This is a genomic window from Nocardia sp. NPDC051833, from assembly GCF_040681225.1.
Taxonomy (GTDB): Bacteria; Actinomycetota; Actinomycetes; order Mycobacteriales; family Mycobacteriaceae; genus Nocardia.
In genome coordinates this window covers 1,341,235-1,366,987 of the sequence record NZ_JBFAYK010000002.1, presented here as the reverse complement: position 1 = coordinate 1,366,987, position 25,753 = coordinate 1,341,235, and the positions used below count along the sequence as shown (strand labels likewise).

The 25,753-nt window shown below is 71.6% G+C and carries 22 protein-coding genes; 5 read left to right on the top strand and 17 right to left on the bottom strand.

The features are described from left to right. The first annotated feature begins 22 nt into the window (after positions 1-22). Complete coding sequence (locus tag AB0L91_RS24440) at positions 23-2,302, top strand: LuxR C-terminal-related transcriptional regulator (RefSeq protein WP_357345231.1); 2,280 nt, start codon at positions 23-25, stop codon at positions 2,300-2,302. Positions 2,303-2,498: 196 nt separating this feature from the next. Beyond that, positions 2,499-3,311 (top strand): IclR family transcriptional regulator, encoded by an 813-nt coding sequence (locus AB0L91_RS24435; protein ID WP_365013558.1) that lies wholly within the window; start codon positions 2,499-2,501, stop codon positions 3,309-3,311. Positions 3,312-3,315: 4 nt separating this feature from the next. Here AB0L91_RS24435 and AB0L91_RS24430 read toward each other — a convergent pair whose 3' ends face one another. The 3 genes from AB0L91_RS24430 to AB0L91_RS24420 all read right to left on the bottom strand — a co-directional run bounded on the left by AB0L91_RS24430 (position 3,316) and on the right by AB0L91_RS24420 (position 6,950). Beyond that, positions 3,316-4,524, bottom strand: coding sequence for a molybdopterin-binding protein (locus AB0L91_RS24430; RefSeq protein WP_365013555.1), 1,209 nt, complete (start codon positions 4,522-4,524; stop codon positions 3,316-3,318). A 234-nt stretch (positions 4,525-4,758) separates the two neighbouring features. Next, on the bottom strand, positions 4,759-5,379 hold the full coding sequence (locus tag AB0L91_RS24425; protein WP_365013553.1) for a DUF305 domain-containing protein: 621 nt from the start codon (positions 5,377-5,379) through the stop codon (positions 4,759-4,761). Further along, on the bottom strand, positions 5,376-6,950 hold the full coding sequence (locus tag AB0L91_RS24420; protein WP_365013550.1) for a hypothetical protein: 1,575 nt from the start codon (positions 6,948-6,950) through the stop codon (positions 5,376-5,378). Before AB0L91_RS24420 ends, AB0L91_RS24425 begins: the two co-directional genes overlap by 4 nt. 224 nt (positions 6,951-7,174) lie before the next feature. Between AB0L91_RS24420 and AB0L91_RS24415 the strand changes: the two genes are divergently transcribed. Continuing rightward, the gene (locus AB0L91_RS24415; RefSeq protein ID WP_357345239.1) at positions 7,175-8,896 is read left to right on the top strand and encodes a BCCT family transporter; all 1,722 of its coding nucleotides are present in this window, start codon (positions 7,175-7,177) and stop codon (positions 8,894-8,896) included. Between the two features lie 5 nt (positions 8,897-8,901). On the opposite strand, the gene AB0L91_RS24410 is transcribed toward AB0L91_RS24415, so the two are convergent. Together AB0L91_RS24410 and AB0L91_RS24405 are read right to left on the bottom strand one after the other, a co-directional pair. After that, on the bottom strand, positions 8,902-10,779 hold the full coding sequence (locus AB0L91_RS24410) for a serine/threonine-protein kinase (protein ID WP_365013547.1): 1,878 nt from the start codon (positions 10,777-10,779) through the stop codon (positions 8,902-8,904). 99 nt (positions 10,780-10,878) lie between these two features. Beyond that, the gene (locus AB0L91_RS24405) at positions 10,879-11,754 is read right to left on the bottom strand and encodes a 3-methyladenine DNA glycosylase (protein ID WP_365013716.1); all 876 of its coding nucleotides are present in this window, start codon (positions 11,752-11,754) and stop codon (positions 10,879-10,881) included. A gap of 191 nt (positions 11,755-11,945) precedes the next feature. Here AB0L91_RS24405 and AB0L91_RS24400 point away from each other — a divergent pair, with 191 nt between their 5' ends. Both AB0L91_RS24400 and AB0L91_RS24395 read left to right on the top strand, forming a co-directional pair. Beyond that, complete coding sequence (locus AB0L91_RS24400) at positions 11,946-13,121, top strand: hypothetical protein (protein ID WP_365013546.1); 1,176 nt, start codon at positions 11,946-11,948, stop codon at positions 13,119-13,121. Then, positions 13,118-13,444, top strand: coding sequence for a hypothetical protein (locus AB0L91_RS24395; RefSeq protein WP_365013543.1), 327 nt, complete (start codon positions 13,118-13,120; stop codon positions 13,442-13,444). The genes AB0L91_RS24400 and AB0L91_RS24395 overlap by 4 nt, the downstream gene beginning before the upstream one ends. Here AB0L91_RS24395 and AB0L91_RS24390 read toward each other — a convergent pair. From AB0L91_RS24390 to AB0L91_RS24335, 12 genes are all read right to left on the bottom strand, one after another. Further along, positions 13,414-13,938, bottom strand: a complete 525-nt coding sequence (locus AB0L91_RS24390; protein WP_365013540.1) for an SRPBCC family protein — start codon at positions 13,936-13,938, stop codon at positions 13,414-13,416. The genes AB0L91_RS24395 and AB0L91_RS24390 overlap by 31 nt on opposite strands. Beyond that, a complete protein-coding gene (locus tag AB0L91_RS24385) occupies positions 13,935-14,300 on the bottom strand; it encodes a metalloregulator ArsR/SmtB family transcription factor (RefSeq protein ID WP_357345249.1) in 366 nt (121 codons plus the stop codon). The genes AB0L91_RS24390 and AB0L91_RS24385 overlap by 4 nt, the downstream gene beginning before the upstream one ends. Positions 14,301-14,436: 136 nt before the next feature. Beyond that, positions 14,437-15,501, bottom strand: coding sequence for a hemolysin family protein (locus AB0L91_RS24380; protein ID WP_355275890.1), 1,065 nt, complete (start codon positions 15,499-15,501; stop codon positions 14,437-14,439). Then, a complete protein-coding gene (locus AB0L91_RS24375) occupies positions 15,494-16,849 on the bottom strand; it encodes a hemolysin family protein (protein WP_357345251.1) in 1,356 nt (451 codons plus the stop codon). Before AB0L91_RS24375 ends, AB0L91_RS24380 begins: the two co-directional genes overlap by 8 nt. Before the next feature lie 284 nt (positions 16,850-17,133). Then, positions 17,134-18,570 (bottom strand): GuaB1 family IMP dehydrogenase-related protein, encoded by a 1,437-nt coding sequence (locus AB0L91_RS24370; RefSeq protein WP_365013535.1) that lies wholly within the window; start codon positions 18,568-18,570, stop codon positions 17,134-17,136. Positions 18,571-18,612: 42 nt separating this feature from the next. Beyond that, complete coding sequence (locus tag AB0L91_RS24365; RefSeq protein WP_365013532.1) at positions 18,613-19,485, bottom strand: DMT family transporter; 873 nt, start codon at positions 19,483-19,485, stop codon at positions 18,613-18,615. 91 nt (positions 19,486-19,576) lie between these two features. After that, on the bottom strand, positions 19,577-20,992 hold the full coding sequence (locus AB0L91_RS24360; RefSeq protein ID WP_357345741.1) for a DEAD/DEAH box helicase: 1,416 nt from the start codon (positions 20,990-20,992) through the stop codon (positions 19,577-19,579). Between the two features lie 315 nt (positions 20,993-21,307). After that, positions 21,308-22,246 carry a M56 family metallopeptidase gene (locus AB0L91_RS24355; RefSeq protein ID WP_355275882.1) on the bottom strand — a complete coding sequence of 313 codons (939 nt, stop codon included), beginning with the start codon at positions 22,244-22,246 and terminating at the stop codon, positions 21,308-21,310. 64 nt (positions 22,247-22,310) lie between these two features. Next, positions 22,311-22,691, bottom strand: coding sequence for a BlaI/MecI/CopY family transcriptional regulator (locus tag AB0L91_RS24350; protein ID WP_019047691.1), 381 nt, complete (start codon positions 22,689-22,691; stop codon positions 22,311-22,313). 71 nt (positions 22,692-22,762) lie between these two features. Next, entirely contained in the window at positions 22,763-23,587 is an 825-nt protein-coding gene (locus AB0L91_RS24345) for an ABC transporter ATP-binding protein (RefSeq protein ID WP_355275880.1), read from the bottom strand. Beyond that, on the bottom strand, positions 23,587-24,702 hold the full coding sequence (locus AB0L91_RS24340; protein ID WP_365013527.1) for an iron chelate uptake ABC transporter family permease subunit: 1,116 nt from the start codon (positions 24,700-24,702) through the stop codon (positions 23,587-23,589). Before AB0L91_RS24340 ends, AB0L91_RS24345 begins: the two co-directional genes overlap by 1 nt. Next, a complete protein-coding gene (locus AB0L91_RS24335; RefSeq protein ID WP_365013525.1) occupies positions 24,699-25,688 on the bottom strand; it encodes an iron ABC transporter permease in 990 nt (329 codons plus the stop codon). Before AB0L91_RS24335 ends, AB0L91_RS24340 begins: the two co-directional genes overlap by 4 nt. Positions 25,689-25,753 lie beyond the last annotated feature (65 nt).

Below are 25,753 nucleotides of genomic sequence, written 5' to 3'. Positions count from 1 at the left end.
CGCGCGTGCGAAAGTAGCGGGCGTGGGCAGGCGTGTGTCCGGGAACCTCCCGGCGGAAGTGACCAGCTTCGTCGGCCGCGATGACGATGTCGCGGCGGCCAAGCAGTTGCTCGCCGGTACCCGATTGCTCACGCTGACCGGGGTGGGTGGGGTCGGCAAGACCCGGCTGAGCAGGCGGGTCGGCGAGACCGTGCAGCGTGCCTTCCCCGACGGGGTGTGGCTGGTCGAACTGGCCCACGTCAGCGATCAGAACCTGGTCGCCTCGACCGTGGCACGGGAGCTCGGCCTGCGTGACGACACCAGCGCGCCGCTGGCCGTCCTCACCGATTTCCTGGCCGACCGGGACCTGCTGCTGATCCTCGACAACTGCGAGCACGTGATCGGCGCGTGCGCGGCGCTCGCGGACCGGATCATTCCCGCGACGACCGGACTGCGCATCCTCGCCACCAGCCGTGAGCCGCTCGGTGTGCCGGGCGAGCAGGTCCTGCCGGTCGCGCCGCTGTCGGTGCCCGATCCCGCCTCCGGCGACCTCGACAGTCCCGCGGCCCGGCTGCTCGTCGACCGCGCGACCGCGGCGGACCCGGCCTTCCGGCGGACCCCGGCCAACGCGGCGACCCTCGCCGCCATCTGCCTGCGGCTCGACGGCATCCCGCTCGCGCTGGAACTGGCGGCGCTGCGGATGCGGATGTTCACCCCCGAGCAGGTCCTCACCCGGCTCGACGACGCGATGGGCCTGCTCACCACCGGATTGCGGACCGCCCCGCACCGCCAGCAGACCCTGGCCTCGGCGATTCGCTGGAGCTATGACCTGTGCACGCCCGACGAGCAACTGCTGTGGGAGCAGCTGTCGGTCTTCGCCGGCGGCTTCGACCTCGACGCCGCCGAAGCGGTCTGCCTGCTCGACGCGCCACACGCGCTGCTGGCCGCGCTGACCGGGCTGGTGGAGAAGTCGGTGCTGGCCTACGGTCCCGGGGTCGACGGGGCGGGGCGGTATTCGATGCTCGAGCCGTTGCGGCAGTTCGCCGGTGACCGGTTGCGGGCCCGGGGTGCCGAATACGCGGTCCGGGTCGGTCACCGCGAGTACTACTACCGGCTCGCGTGCCGCGGGCGCACCGACTACTGGAGCGGCACCGACGTCGACTGGTTCCGCGACCTCAGCCGGGAGCACGCGAATCTCCGTGCGGCACTGCAATTCTCACTCGGCGATCCGGCCGGTGCCCGGCGCGCGCTGGAGATCGCGACCGAGCTGTGGCCGTTCTGGGAGCACTGTCATTTCCTCCTGGAGGGGTATCGCTGGCTGTCCGAGGCGCTGGCCAAGGACACCGAGCGCACGGTCGACCGGGCCAGGGCGCTGACCGTGAGCTCGGTGATGGCGGCGATGCTGTCCGACACCGAGACGGCGGCGGAGTTCGCCAGGGCCGGGACCGAGATCGCGGCCGAATCCGGGTCGGCCGACGTGCGGGCCGAGGCCGCGATGGCGGGGGCGGTCCTGGCCTTCGGCGCGGGCGAGCTGCGCGACGCGCTCGACATCTCGGTGGCGGCGTCGGTGAGCGCGCACGAGTGCGCGCACCCCCGGGTGGAGATGGAGAGCCTGGCGTTCGCCGCCGTCTGCGCGCTGGCCCTGGACGACCCGCTCGCCGGTGCCATGGCCGAGCGGCTGCTGGCGCTGACCACCGAACACGGCTCGCACCTGCTCGGCGGTCTCGCGTACTGGGCGGTCGGCACCCAGCAGTGGCGCGACGGTGACCAGCGCGGCGCCGTCACGTCGCTGCGCCGGTCGATCGAGTTGTTCCGGCTCTTCGATCGGTGCGCGTGGCTCGCCACCAGTGTGGACGGCCTGGCCTGGGCGGCCGCCGCCGACGGCGACCCGGTGCGCGCCGCCCGCCTGATGGGGGCGGCATCGACTGTCCGCCAGGGGAGTTCGCAACGGCTGGCGCACGCGATGACCCAGCTCATCGGGCAACGGGTGCGCGATCAGGTCCTCGCCGCGCTGGGGGAACAGGAGTTCGCCGCGTGCTTCGACGCCGGCGCCGCGCTGAGTCTCGACGACGCCGTCGACTACGCGATGGACACCGCGCCGCCCCCGGTCCCGGCGGCCGCGCCCGGCGGGCTGGACGTGCTGACCCGGCGGGAACGCGATGTCGCGCGCCTGATCGCGAAGGGCTACGGCAATCGCCGGATCGCGCAGGAGCTGGTGATCTCGATCCGTACCGCCGAGAGCCACGTCGACCACATCCTCACCAAACTCGGCTTCACCTCGCGCACCCAGGTCGCCGCCTGGGTCAGCCGGAACACCCTCTGACGGTGGCATCTCCGCGGTGACCAGGGCCGGACCATCCCGCTGGGCGGCCCCGGCGGACCACTGAGTGGGACCGGATCCCGGCGGGCGCGGAAATATCCGTAGTCGACGGGGGATCTCCGTAGTTTCCGCGATTCCCGCGCGTCGCCGGGGCGGCAGTGTGATGGGGGACACCATCGCTAGGCAAATGAGGTGACCCATGACGGTCGACGTGCTCGTCCAGCCCCGGTCCGCGCAGCAGAGCGGTCCGCCGCCGTCCTCCATGATCGATCGGATGACCTTGATCCTGGACGCGTTCGACGGGCCGGATCCGGTCCGCACGCTGCTCGACGTGGCCGACCGGACCGGGCTGCCGCGCTCGAGCGTGCACCGCATCATCGATCAGATGGTCCGGCTGCGCTGGCTGGCGCACGCGCCGGGCGGGTACCGGCTCGGGACGCGGGCGCTCGAGGTCGGCGGGCTCGCCGTCGAGCACAACGAGATCAGGGACGCGGTGAGCCCGCTGCTGCACGAGGTGTGTCAGCGGACCGGGATGGTCGGCCACCTCGGCGTGCTCGACGGCCCCGAAGTCCTCTACCTGGACAAGGCGACGGGCCGGTCCTGCGACAGCATCCCCACCCGGCTCGGCGGCCGGATGCCCGCGCACTGCACCGCCGTCGGGAAGGCGCTGCTCGCGACGCTGGAACCGAGCGTCGTGGAACTGGCGTTCCGGGAGCGGCTGCCGCAGCGGACACCGCGCACGATCAGCAGCCGTGCCGAGCTGCATCGGGAACTCGATCGCGTCCGGACTCATCAGGGGATCGCCGTCGATCGCGAGGAGTCGGTCGTCGGGGTGGCGTGCGTGGCGGTGCCGATCCGGGGCCGGGTGCCCGGCGCGGTCGCCGCGCTGTCCCTGTCGGGCCGGCTCGGTGGGGCGCGCGCGCCCGGGACGAGCCGGTTGGCGCGCATTCTCGTCGAGGTCGCCGACGAGGCCGCGCGGGCGGTCTTTCCCCGGTACGGCCGCTGGCACTAGGGGATCAGTAGGGGAGCGGCAGCAGTTCGACCAGCGTGCCCCGGCCGGTGCCGGGCGGGAGGACGGCGAGCGCCTGGCAGCCGATGAGCCCGGCCAGGTGGGGGGTGTGCGCGGGACCGGTACTGCGCCACACGCCCCCGGTCTGCTGCTGGATGGGGACCAGCCGGGTCGAGGCGCCCTCGAGCACGCCCGCGTCCGAGAGCCTGCCCCACATGGTGGGTCCGGGGGTGCGCTGGGTGAGGGCGTCGACGACGGCGGGGCCGATGGCGAGCAGGGCCGCGATCGCGGCGAACGGGTTGCCGGGCAGGCCGAGCAGCACCCGGCCGTCGGGGAGCTGGGCCACCAGGGTCGAACCGCCCGGCCGGATGGCGGCGCGCTCGACCACGATCCGGGCGCCCAGGTCGGCCAGCAGGGCGCGCAGGTGGTCGGCCGCGCCGCGCCCGGTCGCCCCGACCATCACCACCAGGTCGGCGTGGGATTTCAGGGTCAGCCAGGAGCGCAGCAGGTCTTCGCCGTCGGCGAGATGCCACAGCCCGGTGCTCTCGATATCGCAGCAGCGCAGGAACTGGGGCAGCACCGGGCCGAGCGAGTCCCTGGTCTCGTTCGCGCCGAGCGGGCCGACGGCGCGGATCTCGTCGCCGGTCATCACCACGTCGGCGCGCAGCGGACCACGCACCGTGACGGTCTCGGCTTCGGCACTCAGCGCCGCGGAGGCCAGCGCGGCCGAGACCCGCGTGCCCGCGCTCGCCAGCTGGACCCCGCTGTCCCAGTGCTCGCCCTGGCGGCGGGTGTCGTCACGGACGGGGGCGCCGGGCGCGCGCATGACCACCGGCTTGCCGGAGACGGTGGTCGTCACCACGTGTTCGTCGCGCAGGGTGGCGGTGGTGCCGAGTGGGGTGGCGGCGCCGGTGGCGATGCGCACCGCCTCACCGGGCGCGAGCACCACCGAGCAGTTGCGTCCGGCGTACCTGACCTGCTGGTGGAGGCTCCACCACGGCCCAGGGCCCGCGACGGCGTAGCCGTCCATCGCCGCGCTGTCCACCCGGGGGAGCGGGCCGCCGGTCGTCAGCGCGGTGGCCAGGGTGGCGCCGATCGCGTCGGCCACGGGTAGCTCGCGCACGCCGATCGGCAGCAGGCGCGCGGCGATCCGGGCCCGCACCTCGGCCAGCCCACATCCCACGGCCGGAACAACCACGCCCGCTCGCGCGCTCACCACCACGTCCAGCCTCCGCCCACAATTCACCGGCAATCCGACACATCGTCCGCATCAGCCATTGCCTGCGATTTTCTGGGCAGTTGCCCCACGATGACGTTGTGCTCACCCGGTCCGGGCCGCGCTCGTGCGGATTCGGACACATCACCGTCGGACGGACCGCCATCGACCCGGACGCTCCGTGGCCGGGCCCGAGCGCATCGTAGCGACGGGACGCCGACGGCGCCGGGTGGTTCAGGGGCGGACTCCCCGGGCGTCCAGGAGCATCCCGAGGTAGCCCATCTCCTGGCTCTGGGACTGCGCCATGGCGCGGGCGGCCTGTTTCACCGGACCGGAGGTGAGCAGGGCGTCGGCGGCGCGGGCCATGGTGACGCCGCCCGAGTGGTGGCGATACATCAGTTGCAGGAACAGGGTTTCGGCGTCGGCGCCGCGCGCGGCGGACAGGGCGTCGAGGTCGGCGGTGGTGGCCATGCCCGGCATCCCCGCCGTCGAATCATGGTGGTGCCCGTTGGAATTCGCCATCCAGGCCATCGGTCGCGCGGAGGTCGGGGCCGCGCCCGCGAGCTGGGTCCAGCCGAGCAGGGTGCCGATCTCCACCCGCTGGACGTCGGCGATCTGGTCGGCCATCTTGCGCACGGACGGATCGGCGGCGGGGTCGAGCCGTTCGACCAGGATCAGCGCCTGCTGATGGTGGGCGGTCATGTCCTGGACGAAACCCAGCTCGACCGCGTCGAGCACCGGTGCGGGCGTGGCGCTCTCGGCGATCAGCAGCGGCCGCAGGGCCGCGCCGAGCACCAGCAGGAACAGCGCGGCCGAGCCGAGCGCGGCGACCCGCAGCACGCGACCCGTCCTCACGACCCCACCGTGGACTGCTGATCCGCCGGCGGCGAATACACCGCGTTGTCGAGCTGCAACACCATGAACCCGTTGTCGGAGCAGGCGACATAGAGCTGATCGCCCCGCCACTCCGGTGGCGAGAAGCACCAGTCGCTCGACATGTCGCCGAAGGCGATATCGCCCGCGCGCGAGGTGAGCACCTGCGCGGGATCGAACAGCCCCTCGGCCATCGCCCGCAGCGCCGCGGGCGCGCTCATCACCGGAACGCCGACGATCGAGGCCAGCGCGTGCGGCGAGTTCCAGACCTCCAGGTTGCGGCCGGTCCTGGCGGGCGGATTGAAATACGCGATCTCCCGGATCGCGCCAGGATCGCGCACGTCGAACACCCTGATCCCCGACGAGATCCACCCGCACGCGAGGGCGGTCGGATCGTCGGGCCGATCGGCCGCGCAGTAGTGCGATTCGTAGGAGAACGCCGAACCGCCCATGGACGACCCGACATTGGAGTCGATGTTGTGCGGGAGGTTGATCTCCAGCTTGATCTTCGCCCTGATGGTGGGGTCACCGTCGACGGACACGTCGATGAGCTTCACGCCGCCGGAACCGCCTTCGTCGACGGTGAAGACGTGCGGCACGCCGTCGTAGGTCACCGGCACGCTGTGCTGGGTGGCCCATCCGTCGGTCCAGAACGTCCGGCCCAGGTGCGGCACCTGCGGATTCGGGTCGCGCCGCTGCACCGCGCTCACGTCGAGCACGGTGAAACCGCCGAGCGCGGAGATGTAGAGCCGGTTCCCGTCCGGGCTCACGCCGAGGCCGTGCGCCTCGATGCCGGTCAGCCCCTGCCAGACCACCCGCGGCTGCGCGGGGTCGGTGAGATCGATCGCGCTCAGGAATCCCGGCGCGATCCCGGAGGCCCAGTAGGTGCGCCCGTCGGGGGAGAAGCCGCCCTCGTGTGTCGTGATCGGCAGCGGCATCAGCAGATTCGAGCCGGTGCCGGGATTGAGCAGTCGCGGGTGCGCGCAGTCGGAGATGTCGTAGACCGACAGATAGCCCGCGCCGATCCCGACCGGGACGCCGGTACCGACCAGCAACTTGCGAGTGGTGTTGACCTTCAACGTCTCCCAGGTCCCGGCCAGCATGGCGGGTTCGGTCAGCGTCGCGGTACGCCGCGGATTCGCCGGATCGGACACGTCGAGCACCTGCACGCCCTGCTGCTCGCTGAGCATATTGCCGGGGAAGAACGTGCCCATATAGGCGCAGTGCTCGAAACTGGTCGAGGTGATGCCCGCGCCGCGCCCCTGATAGTTGCCGACCATCGACATATTGCAGCGGTACCCCTGCGTGCTGCGCCCACTGTCTCGGTCACCGGCGGGCACGTCGCCCTGCATCCCGGTTTCGGGCAGCGAGCCCGGCCCACAGTCGGCGCGCGGCACCGAGGTTCGTCCGACATCGAGGAATTCCTGCACCGCACCGGTGAGATCGGCGAACGGGTCCGCCGCCGAACCCGCGGGCACCCCCATCGCCACCAGCACCGCGACCGCGGCCGACGCCGTGAATCGCAGGACCGACCGTCCCGACCGTGCGCGCATCCTTGCCTCCCGATCATGCCCCGCGACCCGAACTGACTCAGACAGCAGTCCGCTGCTTTGGATGGTAAGTCGGGCGACCCCGCCGCGGGGGCGATTTCGCCGAACGGCCGCTCGACCGGCGAGTCGGGTCCCCCATCCGGGCGGAGGAACGCTGTACGGTTGCCTGCGTTACGACTGCGTGTCTGTCAGGGCCGTCTTCCGCGACCGGAAAGGACTCGGATTCCATGTCGAACGATGTCGTAGGCAGGTCCGGTGACGCGGACGCGGATGGGAGCCCGATAGCCGGTCGATCGCCGGGGAAGTCCCGGATCGATCTGTTCGTCTTCTGTGCCACCGCGATCGGCGCCCTCGCCTTCGTCGCCTGGGGCGTGCTCGACGACGAGAGCCTGGCCTCGGCGGCGGGCACCGCGCAGAAATGGGTCATCACCAATACCGGCTGGTTGTTCGTCCTGGTGGCCACGACCTTCGTCGTCTTCGTGATCTGGCTGGCGGTCAGCCGATACGGCCGGATCCCGCTCGGCGCCGACGACGAGAAGCCCGAATTCCGCACCGTCTCCTGGATCGCGATGATGTTCAGCGCGGGCATGGGCATCGGCTTGATGTTCTGGGGCGTGGCGGAACCGTTGTCGCACTTCGTGACTCCGCCACCGCACACTGCGGAACCCGGTTCTCCGGCGGCCGCCGAGGTCGCCATGGCCACCACGCTGTTCCACTGGACGCTGCACCCGTGGGCGATCTACGCGGTGGCGGGCCTGGCCATCGCCTACGGCACCTTCCGGAAAGGCCGCTCGCAGTTGATCTCCGCGGTGTTCCGGCCGCTGCTCGGCCGCCACGCCGACGGGATCGGCGGGCGCGCCATCGACATGATGGCGATCTTCGCGACCCTGTTCGGGTCGGCGGCCTCGCTCGGTCTCGGCGCCCTGCAGATCGGTGCGGGCATGGAGTTCAACGGCTGGATCGACGGCATCGGCAAGGTCGGCCTGGTCGCCATCATCTCCGGCCTGACCGTCGCGTTCGTGCTGTCGGCGGTCTCGGGGGTGGAACGCGGCATCCAGTGGCTGTCCAACATCAATATGGTGCTGGCGCTGGCGATCGCGGCGTTCGTCTTCGTCGCCGGGCCGACGCTGTTCGTCCTGAACATGGTGCCGACCTCCATCGGCGACTACGTGGAAATGCTGCCGACGATGGCGTCGCGCACCGGCGCCGGTGACGAGGCGATGCAGCAGTGGCTGTCGAGCTGGACGATCTTCTACTGGGCCTGGTGGATCTCGTGGACCCCGTTCGTCGGCATGTTCATCGCGCGGATCAGCCGCGGCCGCACCATCCGCCAGTTCGTCACCGGCGTGCTGCTGGTACCGAGCGCGGTCAGCCTGCTGTGGTTCGCGATCTTCGGCGGCGCCGGCATCGCCGAACAGGCCGAGCACGGCGATCTCACCGAACCCAACGGCACCGTCGATTCGGACTTCGCGCTGTTCCACCTGCTCGACCAGTACCCGCTCACCTCGGTCACCACGGTGGTCGTGATGATCCTGGTCGGCATCTTCTTCGTCTCCGGCGCCGACGCGGCCTCGATCGTGATGGGCACCCTGTCCGAACGCGGCAGCATCGAACCGTCCCGCCCGATCGTCATCTTCTGGGGCGCCGCGACCGGCGCCGTCGCCGCGATCATGCTGGTCATCGCTGATTCCGACGACCTCGGGGGCGCGCTCACCGGTCTCCAAGCGCTCACCACCGTGGTCTCGCTGCCGTTCCTGGTGGTGATGGCCGCGATGTGCGTCTCGCTCTACAAGGACCTGCGCGAAGACCCGCTGATCGTCCGCGCCGACCGTGGCATCGAACTCGTCGAGATCGCCGTGGACAAGGGCACCGAACAGCACGACGGCGACTTCGCCCTGGTCACCGAGCCCACTGAGGACGACGAGCAGGGCGGCGTGGCCGCGCGCTGACCCGATCAGTCCGGCAGGTTGCCGACCTGCCACAGGTGGGTAGGCCCGGCGCCACCGGTCGCGAGGAGGGTGCCGTCGGGGCTGAACGCGAGCGTGTCGGCCGGACACAGCAGGGGCGCGCGGTACGGCTGCGCCGTCCGGACGTCCCAGAGCCGGACCAGCGCGTCGTCGCCGCCGACCGCCAGCAGGGCGCCGTCCGGGCTGAAGGCCACCGATTGCACCGTGTCGGTGTGCGAGTGGATCCAGGTCTGCTGGATTGCGCGGGCCGAGGGGTCGAGGTGGAGGAGGCAGACGGTGCCGTCGCCGCCGCCGACGGCGAGCAGCGCTCCGTCGGGGCTGAAGGCCACCGAGGTGACCTTGGACGGGAGCCCGGGTAGGGCCCGGCTGTCCGGTTCGCCGATCGCCGGTCGCCACACCTGCACCGGCCTGCGTTTCCACACCGGGGAGGTGCCCCCGATCGCGAGCAGCGCGGCGTCGGGACCGAACGCCACGGAGTTCACCTCGGTGATCCGCCCGGTGATCGGCGGCCCGATCGGGCTCGCCGTCCGGGTGTTCCACAGCTCGACGCGCCCACGGCAGGTTCCGATCGCGAGCACGGTGCCCTCGGGTCCGAACGCGAGTGCGGTGACCAGGTCGGGGCGGTGCAGCACCGGTCGCTGCACGACGTGCCCGGCGCGCGGATCCCACAGCTGAACACCGTCGCCGCCGGCGGCGAGCAACGTGCCCTGCGGGCTGAAAGCCAGTGCCTGGATCGGGATGTCGGTGTCGCGCAGCAGCGCACCGATCGGCGCGCCGGTGCGGGCGTCGGAGAGCTGGAGGTGACCGTCGCCGTCCGGCCCGTCGGCGGTGGTGGCGAGCACGGCGCTGTCGGGGCTGAACGCGACCGCGTTCACCGGAGCGCTGAGCCCGGGGCGTGGCCGGGCGACGACGATGGGCGCTGTCCGGGTGGTCGCGACCGGTCGGGCGGTGCTCGCGGTGCCGCGGCGCGCGGTGCGGGCCGGTGGCCGCGGTGTGGGCCGGGCCTCGCCGCGGACAACGGTCGGCGCCGCCGGAGCCACCGCCCGCGCCACCGCGTCGGCGAAGGCGAGGCAGGTCGGGAATCGATCGGCGGGCCGCTTCGCCAATGCCGTGGTCAGGACGGCGTCCAACCCGGCCGGGAGGTCGCCGCGACGGTCGCGGGGTGGCGTGGGCTGCTCGTTGAGATGGGCCCCGATGAGCGCGTAGTCGTCTCGGCCGTCGAACGGCTTCTTCCCGGTGAGGAGCTCGTAGAGGGTGCAGCCGAGCGAATAGATGTCGGCGCGATGGTCGGTCGGCTCGGCGGAGAACCGTTCCGGTGCGACATAGGCGAGGGTCGCCGACACCCCCGATCGGGTCTGGGTCCCGTCGAGCGACCTGGCGATGCCGAAATCGGTGAGCAGGGCGCGTTCCCCGTGCCGCGGATCGTTTTCGACCAGCAGGTTCGCCGGTTTGACGTCACGGTGCAGCACCCCGTTGCGGTGCGCGAAATCGAGGGCGTGGGCGGCGTCGGTGAGCAGCCGCACCGCCCGGTCGACGGCGATGCCGCTCGGCGCGGCGTCGATCACCGCGGCGACGTCGCCACCGTCGACATAGCGGATGGCCAGCCACAGCGCGGCATCGTCCGGGGCGCTGCGGTCGTGCACCGCCACGATGTTCGGGTGATCGAGGCCCGCCGCCACCGCGGCCTCGCGGTCGAAGGCGGCCCTGGCGTGCGGGTCGGCGGCGAACGAGTCGTTGAGTACCTTCAACGCGACCCGGCGGTCGAGCCGGGGATGCCGCGCCAGGTACACGACGCCCATGCCGCCCGCGCCCAGCATGCGCTCGATGGTGTATCCGGCGAATACCGCCCCCGCTGCCAACGGCACGTCCCACTCCTTCGATCGCCGTCCCCGCCACGCCACGCCGCGACCGAGAAAGAATGTAGTACACCGGCATTGCCCGCGACGGCCACGCGGCGCCGACGATCAGTGCGGCGTGCGCGTCTCCAGCGCGGTCGACAGCTCGGCGCAGGCGCGCCGCAGCCGGGTGCGCAGGAGGTCGGCCGCCTCGGCCACCGCGGCCTGCGCCCGCACGTAGTCGGCGCGGCCGCTGGGTGTTTCGATGCGCACCGGCTCGTAGCCGAACGCGCGCAGATCGTACGGGCTGGCGCGCATATCGAGTTCGCGTGCGGTGCAGGCGAGTTCGAAGCAGTCCAGCAGGAGATCGGAGGGAATCAGCGGAGCTAGCTTGAAGCTCCACTTGTAGAGGTCCATGTTGGCGTGCAGGCAGCCGGGTTGTTCCCGCTGCACCTGGTCGGCCCGGGTGAGGGGTTCGGCGTTACGGCCGACGGCGTCGGGGGTGAAGAAGCGGAACGCGTCGAAGTGGGTGCACCGCAACGACATCGACTCGACCACCTCGTCGGTGCCCGCGTGCCCCAGGCGCAGCGGCACCTGCTGATGGCGGACGTCGTCGGTGCGGTAGACCATCGCCCACTCGTGGAGTCCGAAGCACGACAGGTGGGTGGGGCGCTGCGCGGTGGCGCCGAGCAGCCGGTCGACGAAGACGATCGTGTCGCGTCGTTTCGCCAGGTACGCCGGATCGGCGGTATAGGTATCGGCGTCCACCTGGTGATAGCCCCGGGCCCCCGCGTAATCGCGCGCGTCTCTCAGCGCGATGCCGAAGCCCGGATGCCAGCGCCGCAACTGCGCGGGCTTGTTGCCGTAGTACGTGAAGAGGAAATCCACGACCGGGTGGGTGGTGCCCGCCGCGCGACGTTCGAGGTAGGGCCCGACCAGCTCGTCGAGGCGGTCCCGATGTGCCCGCGCGCGTTCCCGCCACTCGACCGCGGGCACAATCCGCAGGTCGAGCGCTCGGTCTGGGTTGTCGTGCGCGCTCACCCGGCTATTCTCCCGCACCGGCCCGGCGTGCCTGATCCACCCCGAACCCCACGTCGGCGACGGCGCTTCTCGCCGGAGCTCCGGCTCCCCGTCCGGTCGATACGGCTACGGTAGACCACGGTGGGAACCCCTGCCGCGCAGGTACCTTCGGGGATATGGGGAGTTCGGGCGGCGGGGTGCGCCGAGGGGAGCGGTATCGCGGTCCGCTCATCGTGGTGATCGCGCTGCTGATGGCGGTGGTCGTCGGGTGTCTGCTGCCGCGGTGGTGGTGTGGTCGCGACGCCGACGCCTGGTATCGCGGTGATCAGGGACCGGCGCGCGCGCTCGCCGAGGAGCTGGTCGCGTTCGAGGCCGCCGACGATCATCGGCGGGCCACCGGCGGGGGAGACGGGATCGCGGGCATGTGGGGGCTGCTCGTCCACCAGATGACCGCGCAGGGACTGGCGCAGCTGTGCCTGGCCCATCCCGACTGGCGGGAGCGCTACGCCCCGGTGATCACCCGCGCGGCGGTCAAGAGTCTGCTGCCCCAGATGCGGGCGGAGTTCACCTCGGCCTGGTACGGCCGTGACGGGCTGGCCGAGCTCGACAGCGCCGACGGCCACGCCTACCTGTCCTATCCCGCGCTCGCGCTCGGGCTGGCGCGGCTGGTCGATCCGGCGTTCCCCGCCGACCTCGCGGTCCAGCACGACGCGGTGATCGCCGCGCTCGAACGGCGGCTGCTCGCCTCGCCGACCGGGCTGCTCGACACCTTTCCCGGCGAGGCCTACCCGACCGATGTGGCCGCCGTCGCCGCCGCGATCGCCGTCCACGGCCGGGTGACCGGCGCCGACCACGCCGCGGTCATCGCGCACTGGGCCGATCGGGTCCGCGCGGTCCAGCTCGACCGAGCCACCGGACTGGTGATCCAGCGCATGGGCGTCGACGGGCGAGCCCACGACGCCCCCCGCGCGTCGGGAACCGGACTCGCGGCGTACTTCGCCGGTTTCGCGGATCGGGCGCTCGCCGCCGAGCTGGCGAGCGGGCTGTTCCGCCAGGAACGCGGCGTCCTCGGTTTCGGCGCCATCGACGAATACGGCGACGGCTACAGCGGCTCGGGCGACATGGACAGCGGCCCGCTGGTCCTCGGCATCTCGGTGGCCGCCACCGGTTTCGCCCTCGCTCCGGCCCGGGCCTTCGGCCACCGCGACCTGTTCACCCGCCTCTATCGCACCACCGACCTCTTCGGTCTGCCGGTGCGCAGCGGCACCCGCTCGCGCTTCGCGACCGGCGGCGTGATCGGCAACGCCCTGCTGCTCGCCTTCCTGACCTCCGGACCGGAGCTGGCCCGATGAGGCGACGCGCCGACCTGAGGCTGCTCGGCATCGCGGCCGTCCTGCTCGTGGCCTACCTCGCCCTGCGCTGGGTGGTGACAGCCCTGTCCGCGCGACAGGGCTTCGGCTCACCGGACGGCCTCGGCCCGGGCTTCGTGGTCCTCGCCGCCCTCGCCGTAGGGCTCCGGGTGGTGCTCCTGGTCGTCGTGCCCGCGGTGTTCGTCTACCGCATCGCGACGTCGGCGCTGGCCCGCCTCCTGCCCGGCGATCGGACAGGAGACGCCGGGGTCGCCGGTGACCTGGGAGCCGGTGATCAGGCGGTGAGGCCGAATTCCTTGCGGTAGTGCTCGGACAGGGCCGGGAAGTATTCGTCGAAAACGACGGTGGCCGGATCGCGGTCAGTCTCGGCGGCGACCAGGCGGTCGAGGTAGTAGTCCCAGCCGGGGCCGACGCCCTCGGCCATGGTGGGGTCGGGGACGTTCTGGGCGAAGGTGAGCGTGGTGACGCCCGCGTCCTCGGTGAGGTCGAGGCGCAGTTGCCAGTGTTCGGGGTTCTCGCCGTCGTAGGGCATGGAGGTGGTGATCCGCAGTCGGCGCGGGGCGTCGCACTCGTCGATGTGGAAGCGTTCGGCGGGCATCTCGCCCTCGAAGAGCATCTGGAACTTCACCTCGCCGTCGGCCGGGTCGCCGGTCCAGGTGCCGAGCCAGCGCGCGAGCCGTTCCGGCTCGGTGACGGCCGCCCAGACGTCCTCGATCGGGGCGCGGAAGGTGCGCGTCCATTCGCAGTAGGTGCCGTCGGCGTAGTCGCGGCGGTGGCCGGTCGCGGTGGGAATGGTCATGCTGTCTGCTCCTTGTCGGTAGCGGCGCCGGGGGTGGCCCTGCGCTCGCGGGTGGTGCGGCGGACCTCGAGGTCCAGGCCGTCGAGCGCGTGCTCCGGGATCGGCGGGCGGGCCGGGCGCAGCTGCTCCAGGTAGGTCCACAGCGGGGTGAGTCCCGCCGGGGCCAGGCGGTAGTGACGTTCGCGGCCGTGTGGCTCGGCCTCGACCAGGCCCGCCTCGGTCAGGGCACGCAGGTGCTTGCTGATCGCGGGCCTGCTGATGGGGTGGTCCGCGGCGAGGTCGACGACGCGCGCCGGGGAATCGGCGAGCCGCACGAGCAGGTCGCGGCGTACCGGGTCGGCCAGAGCCTCGAACACATCCACTCCTAATTGGTAACTCATGGGTTACCAATTAGTCAAGGGTGCACGAGGTCCGGTGGTGGAACGGAAAACGGCCCGACCGAATGGTCGAGCCGTGTCCGAGTGGCCTACTTGTGCGCGAGATCCGTTGTCACGGAACTCATTCGGCGAGGCGGTGGGTACCGTCGCGCACGGTACCGACGAACTCCTCGATCAGATCCTCGAGCGCCACGACGCCGACCGTATTGCCCCGGCTGTCCACCACCCGGCCCAGGTGGCTGTTGGTGCGGCGCAGGCGGGCCAGCGCCTCGTACAGCGTGGTGCCGGAGCTGACCGTGGGCAGCGGGCGGATATCGGTCCGCGGGATCTGCGTCTCCGGTCCGGCGGTGTCGTCGGCGACCTTGTCCAGCACGTCCTTGACGTGCAGATAGCCGACCAGCGACCCGTCGGTGGCGCGCACCGGATACCGCGAGAACCCGGTCTCGCCGACCGCGGCCTCGATATCGCCGAGGGTGGTGCCGTTACCGCGCAACGGCACCGAGCGCGCCTGCGCCAGCGGCACCATCACATCGCCGACGATCCGCTCCGAGGTCCCCAGCGCCTGGGTGAGCCTGCGGTGCTCCTCCTCGTCGAGCAGCCCCTCCGAGCGGGACTCGCCGATCATCTCGGCCAGCTCCACCGTGGAGACCGTCGCGTCGAGCTCGTCCTTCGGTTCCACCCGCAGCATGCGCAGCGAGAGGTTGGCGAGGTAGTTGTACAGCGCGATGAGCGGGCGCGCGATCCGCAACCACACCAGGTGGATCGGTACCAGCAGCAGGGCCGAGCGTTCCGGCCCGGCCAGCGCGATGTTCTTCGGCACCATCTCGCCCAGCAGGATGTGCAGGATCACCACCAGCGACAGCGCGAGCGTGAACGAGATCGGGTGCAGCAGCTGATCGGGCATGCCGAGCAACTCGAAGGGGCCCTCGAGCAGATGCGCCACCGCGGGTTCGCCGACCCGGCCGAGCAGGATCGAACAGATGGTGATGCCGAGCTGGGCCGCGGCCAGCATGATCGACAGGTTCTCACCCGCCTCGATGACCGTCTTCGCGTTCTTCTTGCCTTGTGCGACAAGCGCTTCCAGCCGGTCGCGGCGTGCGGAGATGAGCGCGAACTCGGCGGCGACGAAGAACGCGTTGGCCGCCAGCAGGACCACGGTGAGCACGATTCCGAACAGGTCACCCATGGTTGTGCTCCCGTGCCGCCAGGTGCGCCGCGTCGACCGGGATCAAGCGCACCCGGTCGATGCGCCGCCCGTCCATCCGTTCCACCCTGGCGATCCAGCCGCCGCCGGAACCGCGGGATTCGGGCAGCACCACCTCGTCGCCGGTGGCCGGGATCCGGCCGAGCTGGGTCAGCACGAGACCGCCCAGCGTTTCGTATTCGCCTTCCGGCGCTTCGTATCCGGTCGCGCGCGACACCTCGTCGATGCGCATCAGACCCGAGCAGTCCCAGCCGTCGGAGACCCGGCGGACATCGCGTTCCTCCTCGTCGTGCTCGTCGCGCACGTCGCCCAGGATCTCCTCGATGAGGTCCTCCATGGTCACCATGCCCGCGGTGCCGCCGTACTCGTCGACGACCAGCGCGACCTGCATGCCGTCGGCGCGGACCCGTTCCATCACGTCGTCACCGTCGAGACTGGCCGGCACGATCGGCACCGCGACGGCCAGCTTGCTCAACGGGATCTGCTTGCGCAGATGCGCCGGGTGGGTGAACGCCTGTTTGACGTGCACGACGCCGAGCGCGTTGTCCAGATCGCCGTCGATGACCGGGAACCGGGAGTAGCCGGTGCGGGCGGAGGCGGCGATGAGGTCGGCGATGGTGTCGTCGCGGTTGAGCGACTCGACCTTCACCCGGGGTGTCATCAGGTCCTCGGCGCTGCGCTCACCGAATTCCAGCGAACGATCCATGACCTGCGCGGTGCGCTGGTCCATCGCGCCGCGCAGCGCGGAGGTGCGCACCAGCGAACCCAGCTCCTGCGGTGAGCGGGCCGAGCGCAGTTCCTCGGCGGGCTCGATGCCCAGCCTGCGCACGATCCAGTTGGCGGCGCCGTTGAGGAACCGGATCAGCCACTTGAACATGGCCGAGAACCAGATCATCGGGCCCGCCGTGAGCCGGGCGGTGGCCATCGGCTTGGCGATGGCGATGTTCTTCGGCACGAGTTCGCCGTAGATCATCGACAGCGAGGTCGCCAGGACCAGCGCCACCACCAGGGCGACGCCGTGCGCGGCGTTCGGGCTCAGGCCCGCCGCGTCCAGCACCGGATCGAGCAGCCGGGCCAGCACGGGTTCGGCGATGAAGCCGGTGATCAGGGTGGTGATGGTGATGCCGAGCTGCGCGCCGGAGAGCTGGAAGGACAGGGTGTGGTGGGCCTGCTTGACCAGCCGGGAGCGGACATCACCTTCGCGGGCCGCGGCCTCGACGGTGCTGCGTTCCAGTGCGGTGAGGGAGAACTCGGCGGCGACGAAGAGCGCGGTGCCGAGGGTGAGAGCGATGAAGCCGAGCAGGCTGAGCACGGTCAGAACGATGGACATCCTCAGCACCACCCGGGTGATGCCGTGGGGAGATCGAGAGATCGAACGGACGCTGCGGAAAGGAGGACGCCGGGTTGGTCACCCGGCTCCGTAGAGGAACCCTCCTGTGTGGCGCCCTTGGACGCGGGTGACAACTGGATCCTTTCGGGGTGGGGAAGAAAAGCGCTGCCGAGATCGGCAACTCCATAGTAATCGGTCCGCATCGATGATGTGTCAGCGGCGCGGGGCGAAGCGACGGCGGCCGACCGGAACCGGAGTCCCGATCGGCCGCTGTCTGTCGGTGGTCACCAGCCGCTGGGCAGCGGGCGCCCCTCCGCGAATCCGGCCGCGGACTGCACACCGAGCACGGCGCGCTCGTGGAACTCCGGCAGCGAGCGGGCGCCGGCGTAGGTGCAGGAGCTGCGCACGCCGGAGCAGATGTGGTCGATGAGATCCTCGACGCCGGGCCGCTCGGGGTCAAGGCGCATCCGCGAGCTGGAGATGCCCTCCTCGAACAGCGCCTTGCGGGCCCGGTCGAAGCCGCTGTCGGCGGCGGTGCGCGCGGCGACGGCCCGCTTGGAAGCCATGCCGAAGCTCTCCTTGTAGGCATTGCCGTCGCGGTCGACGCGCAGGTCGCCGGGCGATTCGTAGGTGCCGGCGAACCAGGAGCCGATCATCACGTTCGACGCGCCGGCGGCCAGCGCCAGGGCGACGTCGCGCGGGTGCCGCACGCCACCGTCGGCCCACACGTGCACGCCGAGTTCCGCGGCCGCCGCGGCGCATTCGGCCACCGCCGAGAACTGCGGGCGGCCGACGCCGGTCATCATGCGGGTGGTGCACATGGCGCCGGGGCCGACACCGACCTTGATGATGTTCGCGCCCGCCGCGGCCAGGTCTCGGGTGCCCTCGGCGGACACGACGTTGCCCGCCGCGAGCGGCACGCCGAGCCCGAGATCGGCGACGGCGCGCAGCGATTCGAGCATCTTGGCCTGGTGGCCGTGCGCGGTGTCGATGACGAGCACGTCCGCGCCCGCCTCGGCCAGCGCCTTCGCCTTGGCGGCCACGTCACCGTTGATGCCGACCGCGGCGGCGACCCGCAGCTTGCCGTTCGCGTCGACCGCGGGGGTGTAGATGCCAGCCCGGATCGCGCCGGTGCGGGTCATCACGCCGGCCAGGGTGCCGTCGGTGTGGGTGAGCACGGCGAGCTGGGCGTGCGCCTCGGCGAGGCGGTCGAAGATATCGCGCGGCGACTCGTCGACGGGGGCCTGCACGAAATCGGTGAACGCCACCTCGCGCAGCCGTGCGAACCGGTCGACATCGGCGCAGGCGGCCTCGGTGACCACCCCGACCGGCTTGCCGTCCTCGACGATCACGACCGCGCCGTGCGCGCGCTTGTGCATCAGCGCCACCGCGTCGGACACCGAGTGGTCGGGGTCGAGGGTGACGGGGGTGTCGGCGGTGAGCGAGCGGCTCTTCACGAACGCGATGGTGTCGGCGGCCGCGGGGATCGGCAGATCCTGGGGGAGCACGACGAGTCCGCCTCGGCGGGCGACGGTCTCGGCCATCCGCTTGCCCGCGACGGCGGTCATGTTCGCGACCACGAGGGGGATGGTGGTGCCGGACCCGTCGACGCTGGCCAGGTCCACATCGAACCGGGACGCGACATCCGTCCGGTTCGGGACGAGGAAGATGTCGTCGTAGGTCAGGTCATACGGCGGCTGGGGTCCCGGAAGAAATCGCACTCGTTCGATGATAGCCGTGTGAGGTGGGTCGTGGGCGGCACCTCAGTGCGCGGTGTCGGCCGCCCCCGTGAGCGGCGCCGCCTGCGACCGGCACAGTACGACGGTGGCCACGCACATCACGACGACGCAGGTCACGACGGCCACCAGGCCGAGGCCGTCGGTGCGCAGCTGCTCGTTCAGAGCGGTCAGGCCGAGGAACGCGGCGGCCAGTGGTTCGGCCACCGCCGCCGCGGGGAGCGAGGCGGACAGCGGTCCGGCCTGGTAGGCCCGCTGCTGGAGATAGAAGCCGAGCAGCCCGGCCCCGACCAGTGCCCAGGTCTGCCAGCCGGTGAGCACGCTGCCCGGCCCGTCACCGAACAGGGTCACCACGCGGTCGGTGAGCGCGGCGGCCAGGCCGAACAGCGCGCCGCCGGCGAGTCCGAGGGCCAGCGCCCGCTCGGCCGGGCTGCGGACCAGGAACCCCGCCAGCGTCGCGACCGCGACGATGCCCAGCAGAATCACCAAGGGCACCAGCCACTCTCGCAGCGGCGCGGTCTGCTCGCCCGCGGTCGGATCACCGATGACGAGGAACAGGACGAGCGCGGTCACCAGGACGAGCGCCGTCACGGCGGCCCGCCCGGTGATCCGCTGATGGTTCAAGCGCGCGGACAGCGGCAGTGCGAAGACCAGCGAGCTGACCAGGATCGGCTGGACCACCAGCACCGCGCCGAAGGCGAGCGCGAGCACCTGCATGCCGTACCCGCCGATATCGCCGACGATCGCCGCCCACCACCGCTTGTTCCGCAGCAGCGAGCCCACCAGCGACGCGTTCCCCGGGACCGCGGCCGCCGCCCGCTGCTGCGCCACCGACGACACCGCGAACAGCATCGCGGCGACGACGGCGCACACGATCGCGGCGATCGAACGGTTCGTCACCAGGTCAGTGTGGCAGCCGGAACCCGATGTCGGCGGGAGGCGCCAGGACGGCAGCGTGGCCGAACCGTAATCGGTTCGGCCACGCGGTGATTCAGTTTGCCGTGCGGTTGCGGCGGGTGGCCGGAGCCGCCGGACGCGCGGCTCGACGACGCGAATTCGTCGGCGTGTCGCCGCTGCGGGCGTGTCCGCCGGTGCCCGCGGGCTTGCGGCCGCGCGACTCGCCCGCCGGACGCTCCCGGCGCGGTGCGCCCGCGCCACGGCTGTGGCCCTGCGCGGCCTCGCCCGCCGGTGCGCCACCGGAGCGGGGACGGCGCGAGCGGCCACCGGTCGCCGACTTGGGCGCGGCGGCCTGAGCCGGTGCGGCGGGCGCGGCCAGCGCGATGCCGCTGGGCTTCCGGGCACCGGTGATCTCCACCAGCTTCCGGTCGCCGGGGCGGACCTCGACGCCGTCGGTCTGCACACCGGCCTTGCGGGTCATCGCGGCGACGTCCTTGCGCTCCTCGTCGGTGACGAGGGTGACCACGACACCCTCCTCGCCGGCGCGCGCGGTGCGCCCGGCCCGGTGCAGGTAGGCCTTGTGCTCGGCGGGCGGGTCGAAGTGCACGACCAGCGAGACGCCGTCGATGTGGATGCCGCGCGCGGCGACATCGGTGGTGACCAGCACCGGCACCGAGCCGTCGGCGAACGCCGCCAGGGTGCGGGTGCGGTTGTTCTGCGCCTTGCCGCCGTGCAGCGAGCCCGCCGCGACACCGGCGCCGCGCAGCTGCTTGGCCAGCCGGTCCGCGCCGTGCTTGGTGCGCACGAACATGATGGTCAGGCCCTCGCGGGCGGCGATCTCGGTGGCGACCGAGCGCTTGACGTTCTTGTCGCGCACGTAGAGCAGGTGGTGCGACATGGTGGTCACCGACGCCTCCGGCGGCGCGGTGGAGTGGGTGACCGGCTGGTGCATGTACCGCTTGACCAGCTTGTCCACGTCACCGTCGAGGGTGGCCGAGAACAGCAGGCGCTGACCGTCCTTCGGCGTGCGGTCGAGCAGCCGGGTGACCTGGGGCAGGAAGCCCATGTCGGCCATGTGGTCGGCCTCGTCGAGCGCGGTGATCGTCACGTCGGACAGGTCGGCGGCGCGCTGCTTGATCAGGTCGTCGAGGCGGCCGGGAGTGGCGATGAGCAGGTCGACGCCGCGCGCGAGCCGGTCGGCCTGGCGCTTGATCGGCGCACCGCCGACGACGGAGGCCACGCGCAGGCCGAGCGAGAGCGCGGCCTCGTCGAGCGCGCGCTCGATCTGCGAGGCGAGTTCGCGGGTCGGGACCAGCACCAGGCCGCGCGGGCGGCCCGGCTTGGCGGACGCGCCGGTGAGGCGGGCCAGCATCGGCAGGCCGAAGGCGAGGGTCTTGCCCGAGCCGGTCGGGCCGCGGCCGAGCACGTCACGGCCGGCGAGGGCGTCACCGATGGTGGCGGCCTGGATGGGGAAGGGCTTCTCGATGCCCGCGTTGCGCAGGGTCTGCACCAGTGCGACGGGCAGACCGAGGTCGGCGAAGGTGGCGTCGGGACGCGAAGAGGAAGACAAAATGGCCTTTCGTTGGGCTGCGCATCGCGCTGGAAGATGACCGGCGCCGATGACCCGGATACGCCGAGGGCGTGCACGGGGTGCGGCCCAGCAGGAAGGACCGATCTCCCAGGATAGGCGGGATCGGTGGCACGTGGGTAAACGCGCTGGTCAGACGACCGTTTGTAGCGATGATTGTGCGAGGGGGTCGGGTGGCGGCTCGGGCGGCCGGGCCGGATGCCGTCCCGGCGCGGACAAGGGCGGCGAATCGCCAGGTCAGCCGCGGAAGAGCCGGTTCAGCTCCTGCAACCACGGCACCGCGACGGCGAGCGTCGGCACGACCAGGATGGCCGCCGACCCGAGGTACGCGGCGGTGGCGACTCTCACGTCGCCGGTGCGGCCCGCGAGCCGCTGGATGCGGATCAGCGTGGTCGGTCCGCCCGCGGCCAGCGCGCCCTGCGGCGCAGTCGACTTCGCACACGCGACCAGCGCGCGGGCCAGCGGCTTGGGGCCGGTGACCTTGACCGCGGAGTCGTCGGCGAGCAGTTCGATCAGCAGTTTCACCGAGCCGAGCGCGGCCTTGCTGCGGACCACCCGGGGGAACGCCTCGTGGACCGCGGTGAACGCCTCGAGCACCAGGTCGTGGCGGGCCCGCAGATGCGAGCGTTCGTGGCTGACGATCGCGGTGACCTCGGCGTCGTCGAGGCTGGTCAGCGTGCCTTCGCTGAGCACCACCCGCTGCCGCAGCCCGGGCAGGCAGTAGGCGATGGGTTCGGTCGCGGCGAGCACGCGGATATCGGCGGCGCGGCGGACCGGCCCGCTCTGATCCAGCAGATCGACCAGCATGCGATGCCGGGACCTGCGGCGACGGGTGTGCACGCCGACGCGCACGATGGAGAAGATGAGCCGGGCGCCGATCATCAGGGTCAGCGCGAAGACCAGCACGTAGATCGTCCACAGTGGCAGACCGAGCGCGTCGATCTCCTTGGTGGGGGAGGTGGTCGGCCTACCGTCGGGGCCGGGGACGAGCAGCAGGCTGGCGATGGCCAGCCCGGAACCGAAGGCGCTGAGCACGGCGGCCAGCGCGATGGCCTGCCACAGCACCAGGGCCGCGCGCGGCGATCGATGCACCCAGGTCGCGCGACTGAGCAGCGCTGGTACCGGCCCTGCGAGAAGCAAGGCGAGACCGGCGAAGACTGCCGCGGTTGCGTTCATCGACTCTGCTCACTGCGTTGTGGGACCAGGGGCGCTCACGTCGTTGTGAGAGCCGCCAGGGAGTCTAGCTGCTCTTCTCGTCGGATTCGAGCTTGGCGAGCGCCTCCCTGAGGGCATCGGCCTCGTCCTTGCCCACCTGTTCCACGAAGTGCACCAGCGCGGCGGCGCGGCTGCCCGCCGCGTCGGCCTGCTGCAACGCGTCGACCATCAGGCTCGCGACGAGCTCGTCGCGGCTGTGTACCGGTGCGTATCGATGGGCGCGATCATCGCGCCGCTGCACCACCAGATCCTTCTTCGCCAGCCGCTGCAGCACGGTCATCACTGTCGTGTACGCGAGCTCGCGCCGTGCGGCCAGTGCTTCGTGGACCTGCCGCACCGTCTGCGGTTCGTCGGCCGACCACAACTGGTCCATGACCGCTTTTTCGAGTTCGCCGAGTCCTGCCATCCCACAATTTTACGGACTCAACGACAAAGATGCGTACTACAGATTGTCGTAACGGGGGGTTTGCTGGTGTGTCATTCGTCATACCCGTCGGCGCCGTGCACGTGCCGGGTGCCGATCGGGACGATCATCGGCCGCCCGGAGACCGGATCGGTGAGGACGGTCGCCTCGAGCCCGAACACCTCGGCGAGCAGCTCGGCGGTGACGATGTCGGCGGGCTTGCCCCGCGCCACGATGCGCCCCGCCGACATCACCACGAGCTCGTCGCTGTAGCGGATGGCGAGGTTGAGATCGTGCAGCACCATGACCACGGTGCGCCCGTACTCGGCGTGCAGCCGGTCGACGAGGTCGAGCACCTCGAGCGAGTGCGCGAGGTCGAGGTAGGTGGTCGGCTCGTCGAGCAGCAGGATGTCGGTGCCCTGGGCCAGGGCCATCGAGATCCAGGCGCGCTGGCGCTGGCCGCCGGAGAGCTCGTCGAGGGTGCGCTCGGCCAGGTCGGCGATGCCGGTCTGGGCCAGCGCGGCGGCGACCTCGGTCTCGTCGTCGGCCGACCACTGCCGCAGCCAGGACTGGTGCGGGTGCCTGCCGCGGGCGACCAGATCCGCGACGGTGAGGCCCTCGGGGGCGACCGGGGTCTGCGGCAGCATGCCGATCACCCGGGCGACGTCCTTGGTCTTCATCGTCGAGATGGCCTTGCCGTCGAGCACGACCTGCCCGTCGCGGGGGCGCAGCAGCCTGCCCAGCGACTTGAGCAGCGTCGACTTGCCGCACCCGTTGGGCCCGATGACCGTGGTGACCACGCCGGGCGCGATGTCGAGGCTCAGCTCGTCGACGATCACCCGCTCGCCGTAGCCGAGGGAGACGCCGTCGGCGGCGAGGCGATGGGCGGGGCTGGTCATCAGAGCGTGGCCTTCCGGTTCATGCGGACGAGCAGGTAGAGCAGGAACGGCCCGCCGAGCGCGGCGGTCACGATGCCGACGGGCAGTTCTACGGGAAGCAGTGTGCGCGAGATGATATCGGCCGCGGCGACCAGCCCGGCGCCGGTCAGCGCCGAGGCGATGAGCGGTTCACCCGGCGTGCGCAGCGCCATCCTGGCGATCTGCGGCGCCGCGAGCGCGACGAAGCCGACCGGCCCCACGGCCGCCGTGGCCACCGACGCCGCCACCACCGCGGCGCCGATGAGCAGCGCCTGCTGGGCCTGGATGCGCACGCCGAGCACCCGGGTCGACTCCTCGCCCAGGCGCAGCGCGGCCAGTGTCCGCGCCGAGATCAGCGCGATCACGGTCACCACGGCCAGCGCGAGCACCGCGGGCACGACCCTGGCCAGGTCCGCGGCGTTGAGCGAGCCGGTGAGCCACAGCTGGGCCCGCGCGGCGTCGGTGAGGCTGGCCCGGGTGAGCAGCCAGCTGATCACCGACATCAGCACCGCGTTGACGCCGATGCCGATGAGGACCAGGCGGAAGCCGGTGACCCCGCGTTCCCCGGCCCGGCCCCGCCCCCAGGCGAGCAGATAGATCACGATCGCGGTGAGCAGGCCGCCGGTGAGCGCGGCCAGCGGCGCGCCGACCGTGGCGATCAGCCCGGTGGTCGCGCCGCCGCTGCCGACCAGCACCGCGACGGCGCCGACACTGGCACCGGTGGTGATTCCGAGGACATCGGGCCCGGCCAGCGGGTTGTGCAGGATCGACTGCATGAGCGCGCCGGACAGGCCGAGGGCGGCGCCGACCACCACGGCCGTCAGCGCCCGCGGCAGCCGCGACTCGATGATGATGAACCGCTGCGATCGGGTGCCACCGCCGCCGAGGACGTCGAGGACCCGGCTCAGCGGGATGTTGGTCTCGCCGACGGCGATATCCAGACAGAACAGCGCGAAGACCAGCGCCGCGAGGGCCAGCACGGCACCCAGCAGCACCGGTCGCCACACCAGCGACACCGGCCCGATCCGCAGCGCGGGCCGCACCTTGCGCAGCGCGGCGCCCGCGTCGGTGGGTGTGTCCGTCTCGAGTGTGCTCACAGCGTCACCAACTTCTTGCGGCGCACCAGCGCGATGAAGAACGGCGCGCCGATCGCGGCGAGCATCACGCCGACCTGGAGTTCGCCCGGCCGGGCGACCACCCGGCCCGCGATGTCGGCGACCAGCAGCAGCAGTCCGCCGATCAGTCCCGAGTAGGGGATCAGCCAGCGGTTGTCGGGCCCGGTGATCGTGCGCGCGATATGCGGCACCACCAGCCCGAGAAAGGCGATCGGCCCGATGGCCGCGGTGGCGGCGCCGCTGAGCAGCACCACCGCGAACAGGCCGAACGCCCGCGCCCGGCCGACATCGACGCCGAGCCCACGCGCGACGTCGTCACCGAGGCTGAGCAGGTTCAGGCTGGGCGCCGCCGCGACCGCCATCGCCATCCCGACCACGAGGAACGGCAGCACCTGCCAGAACACCCCGCCTTCGCGCCCGTTCACCGTGCCGACCACCCAGAACCGGTAGGTGTCGAGCGCGGCGTTGTCGAGCACGATCACGGCATTGGTCATCGCCTGCAGGAACGCGGTGACCGCCGCGCCCGCGAGCACCAGGCTCAGCGGACTCGCCTTGCCGCCGCCGATCGAGGACACCCCGAACACGATGATGCCCGCCATCGCGGACCCGGCGAAGGCGAACCAGATGTACTGGCTCGGCGCGGTGAAGCCGAACAGATAGATGCTGAGCGCGGCCAGGAATCCCGCGCCGGCATTCAGTCCCAACAAACCGGCATCAGCGAGCGGATTCCGGGTATACCCCTGGATGAGCGCGCCCGCGATGCCCAGCGCCATCCCGGCGACCAGGGCCAACGCGGTGCGCGGCAGACGTAGCTCACGCACGATTTCCTCGGCGGTGGAGCGGGCCGGGCATCGGAACGGGCCGCCGTCGCAGCCGAGAGCGTGTGTGACGGCGTCGAACACCGTGGCCGGTGCGAGCGAGCGGGTACCGATGGCGATGCTCGCCACCACCGCGACGGTGAGCAGCAAGACGAGCAGAAGAAGCCCGGTCAGACGACGACGTCTGACGGTGCCAGGGTGGATCACGGCGACGA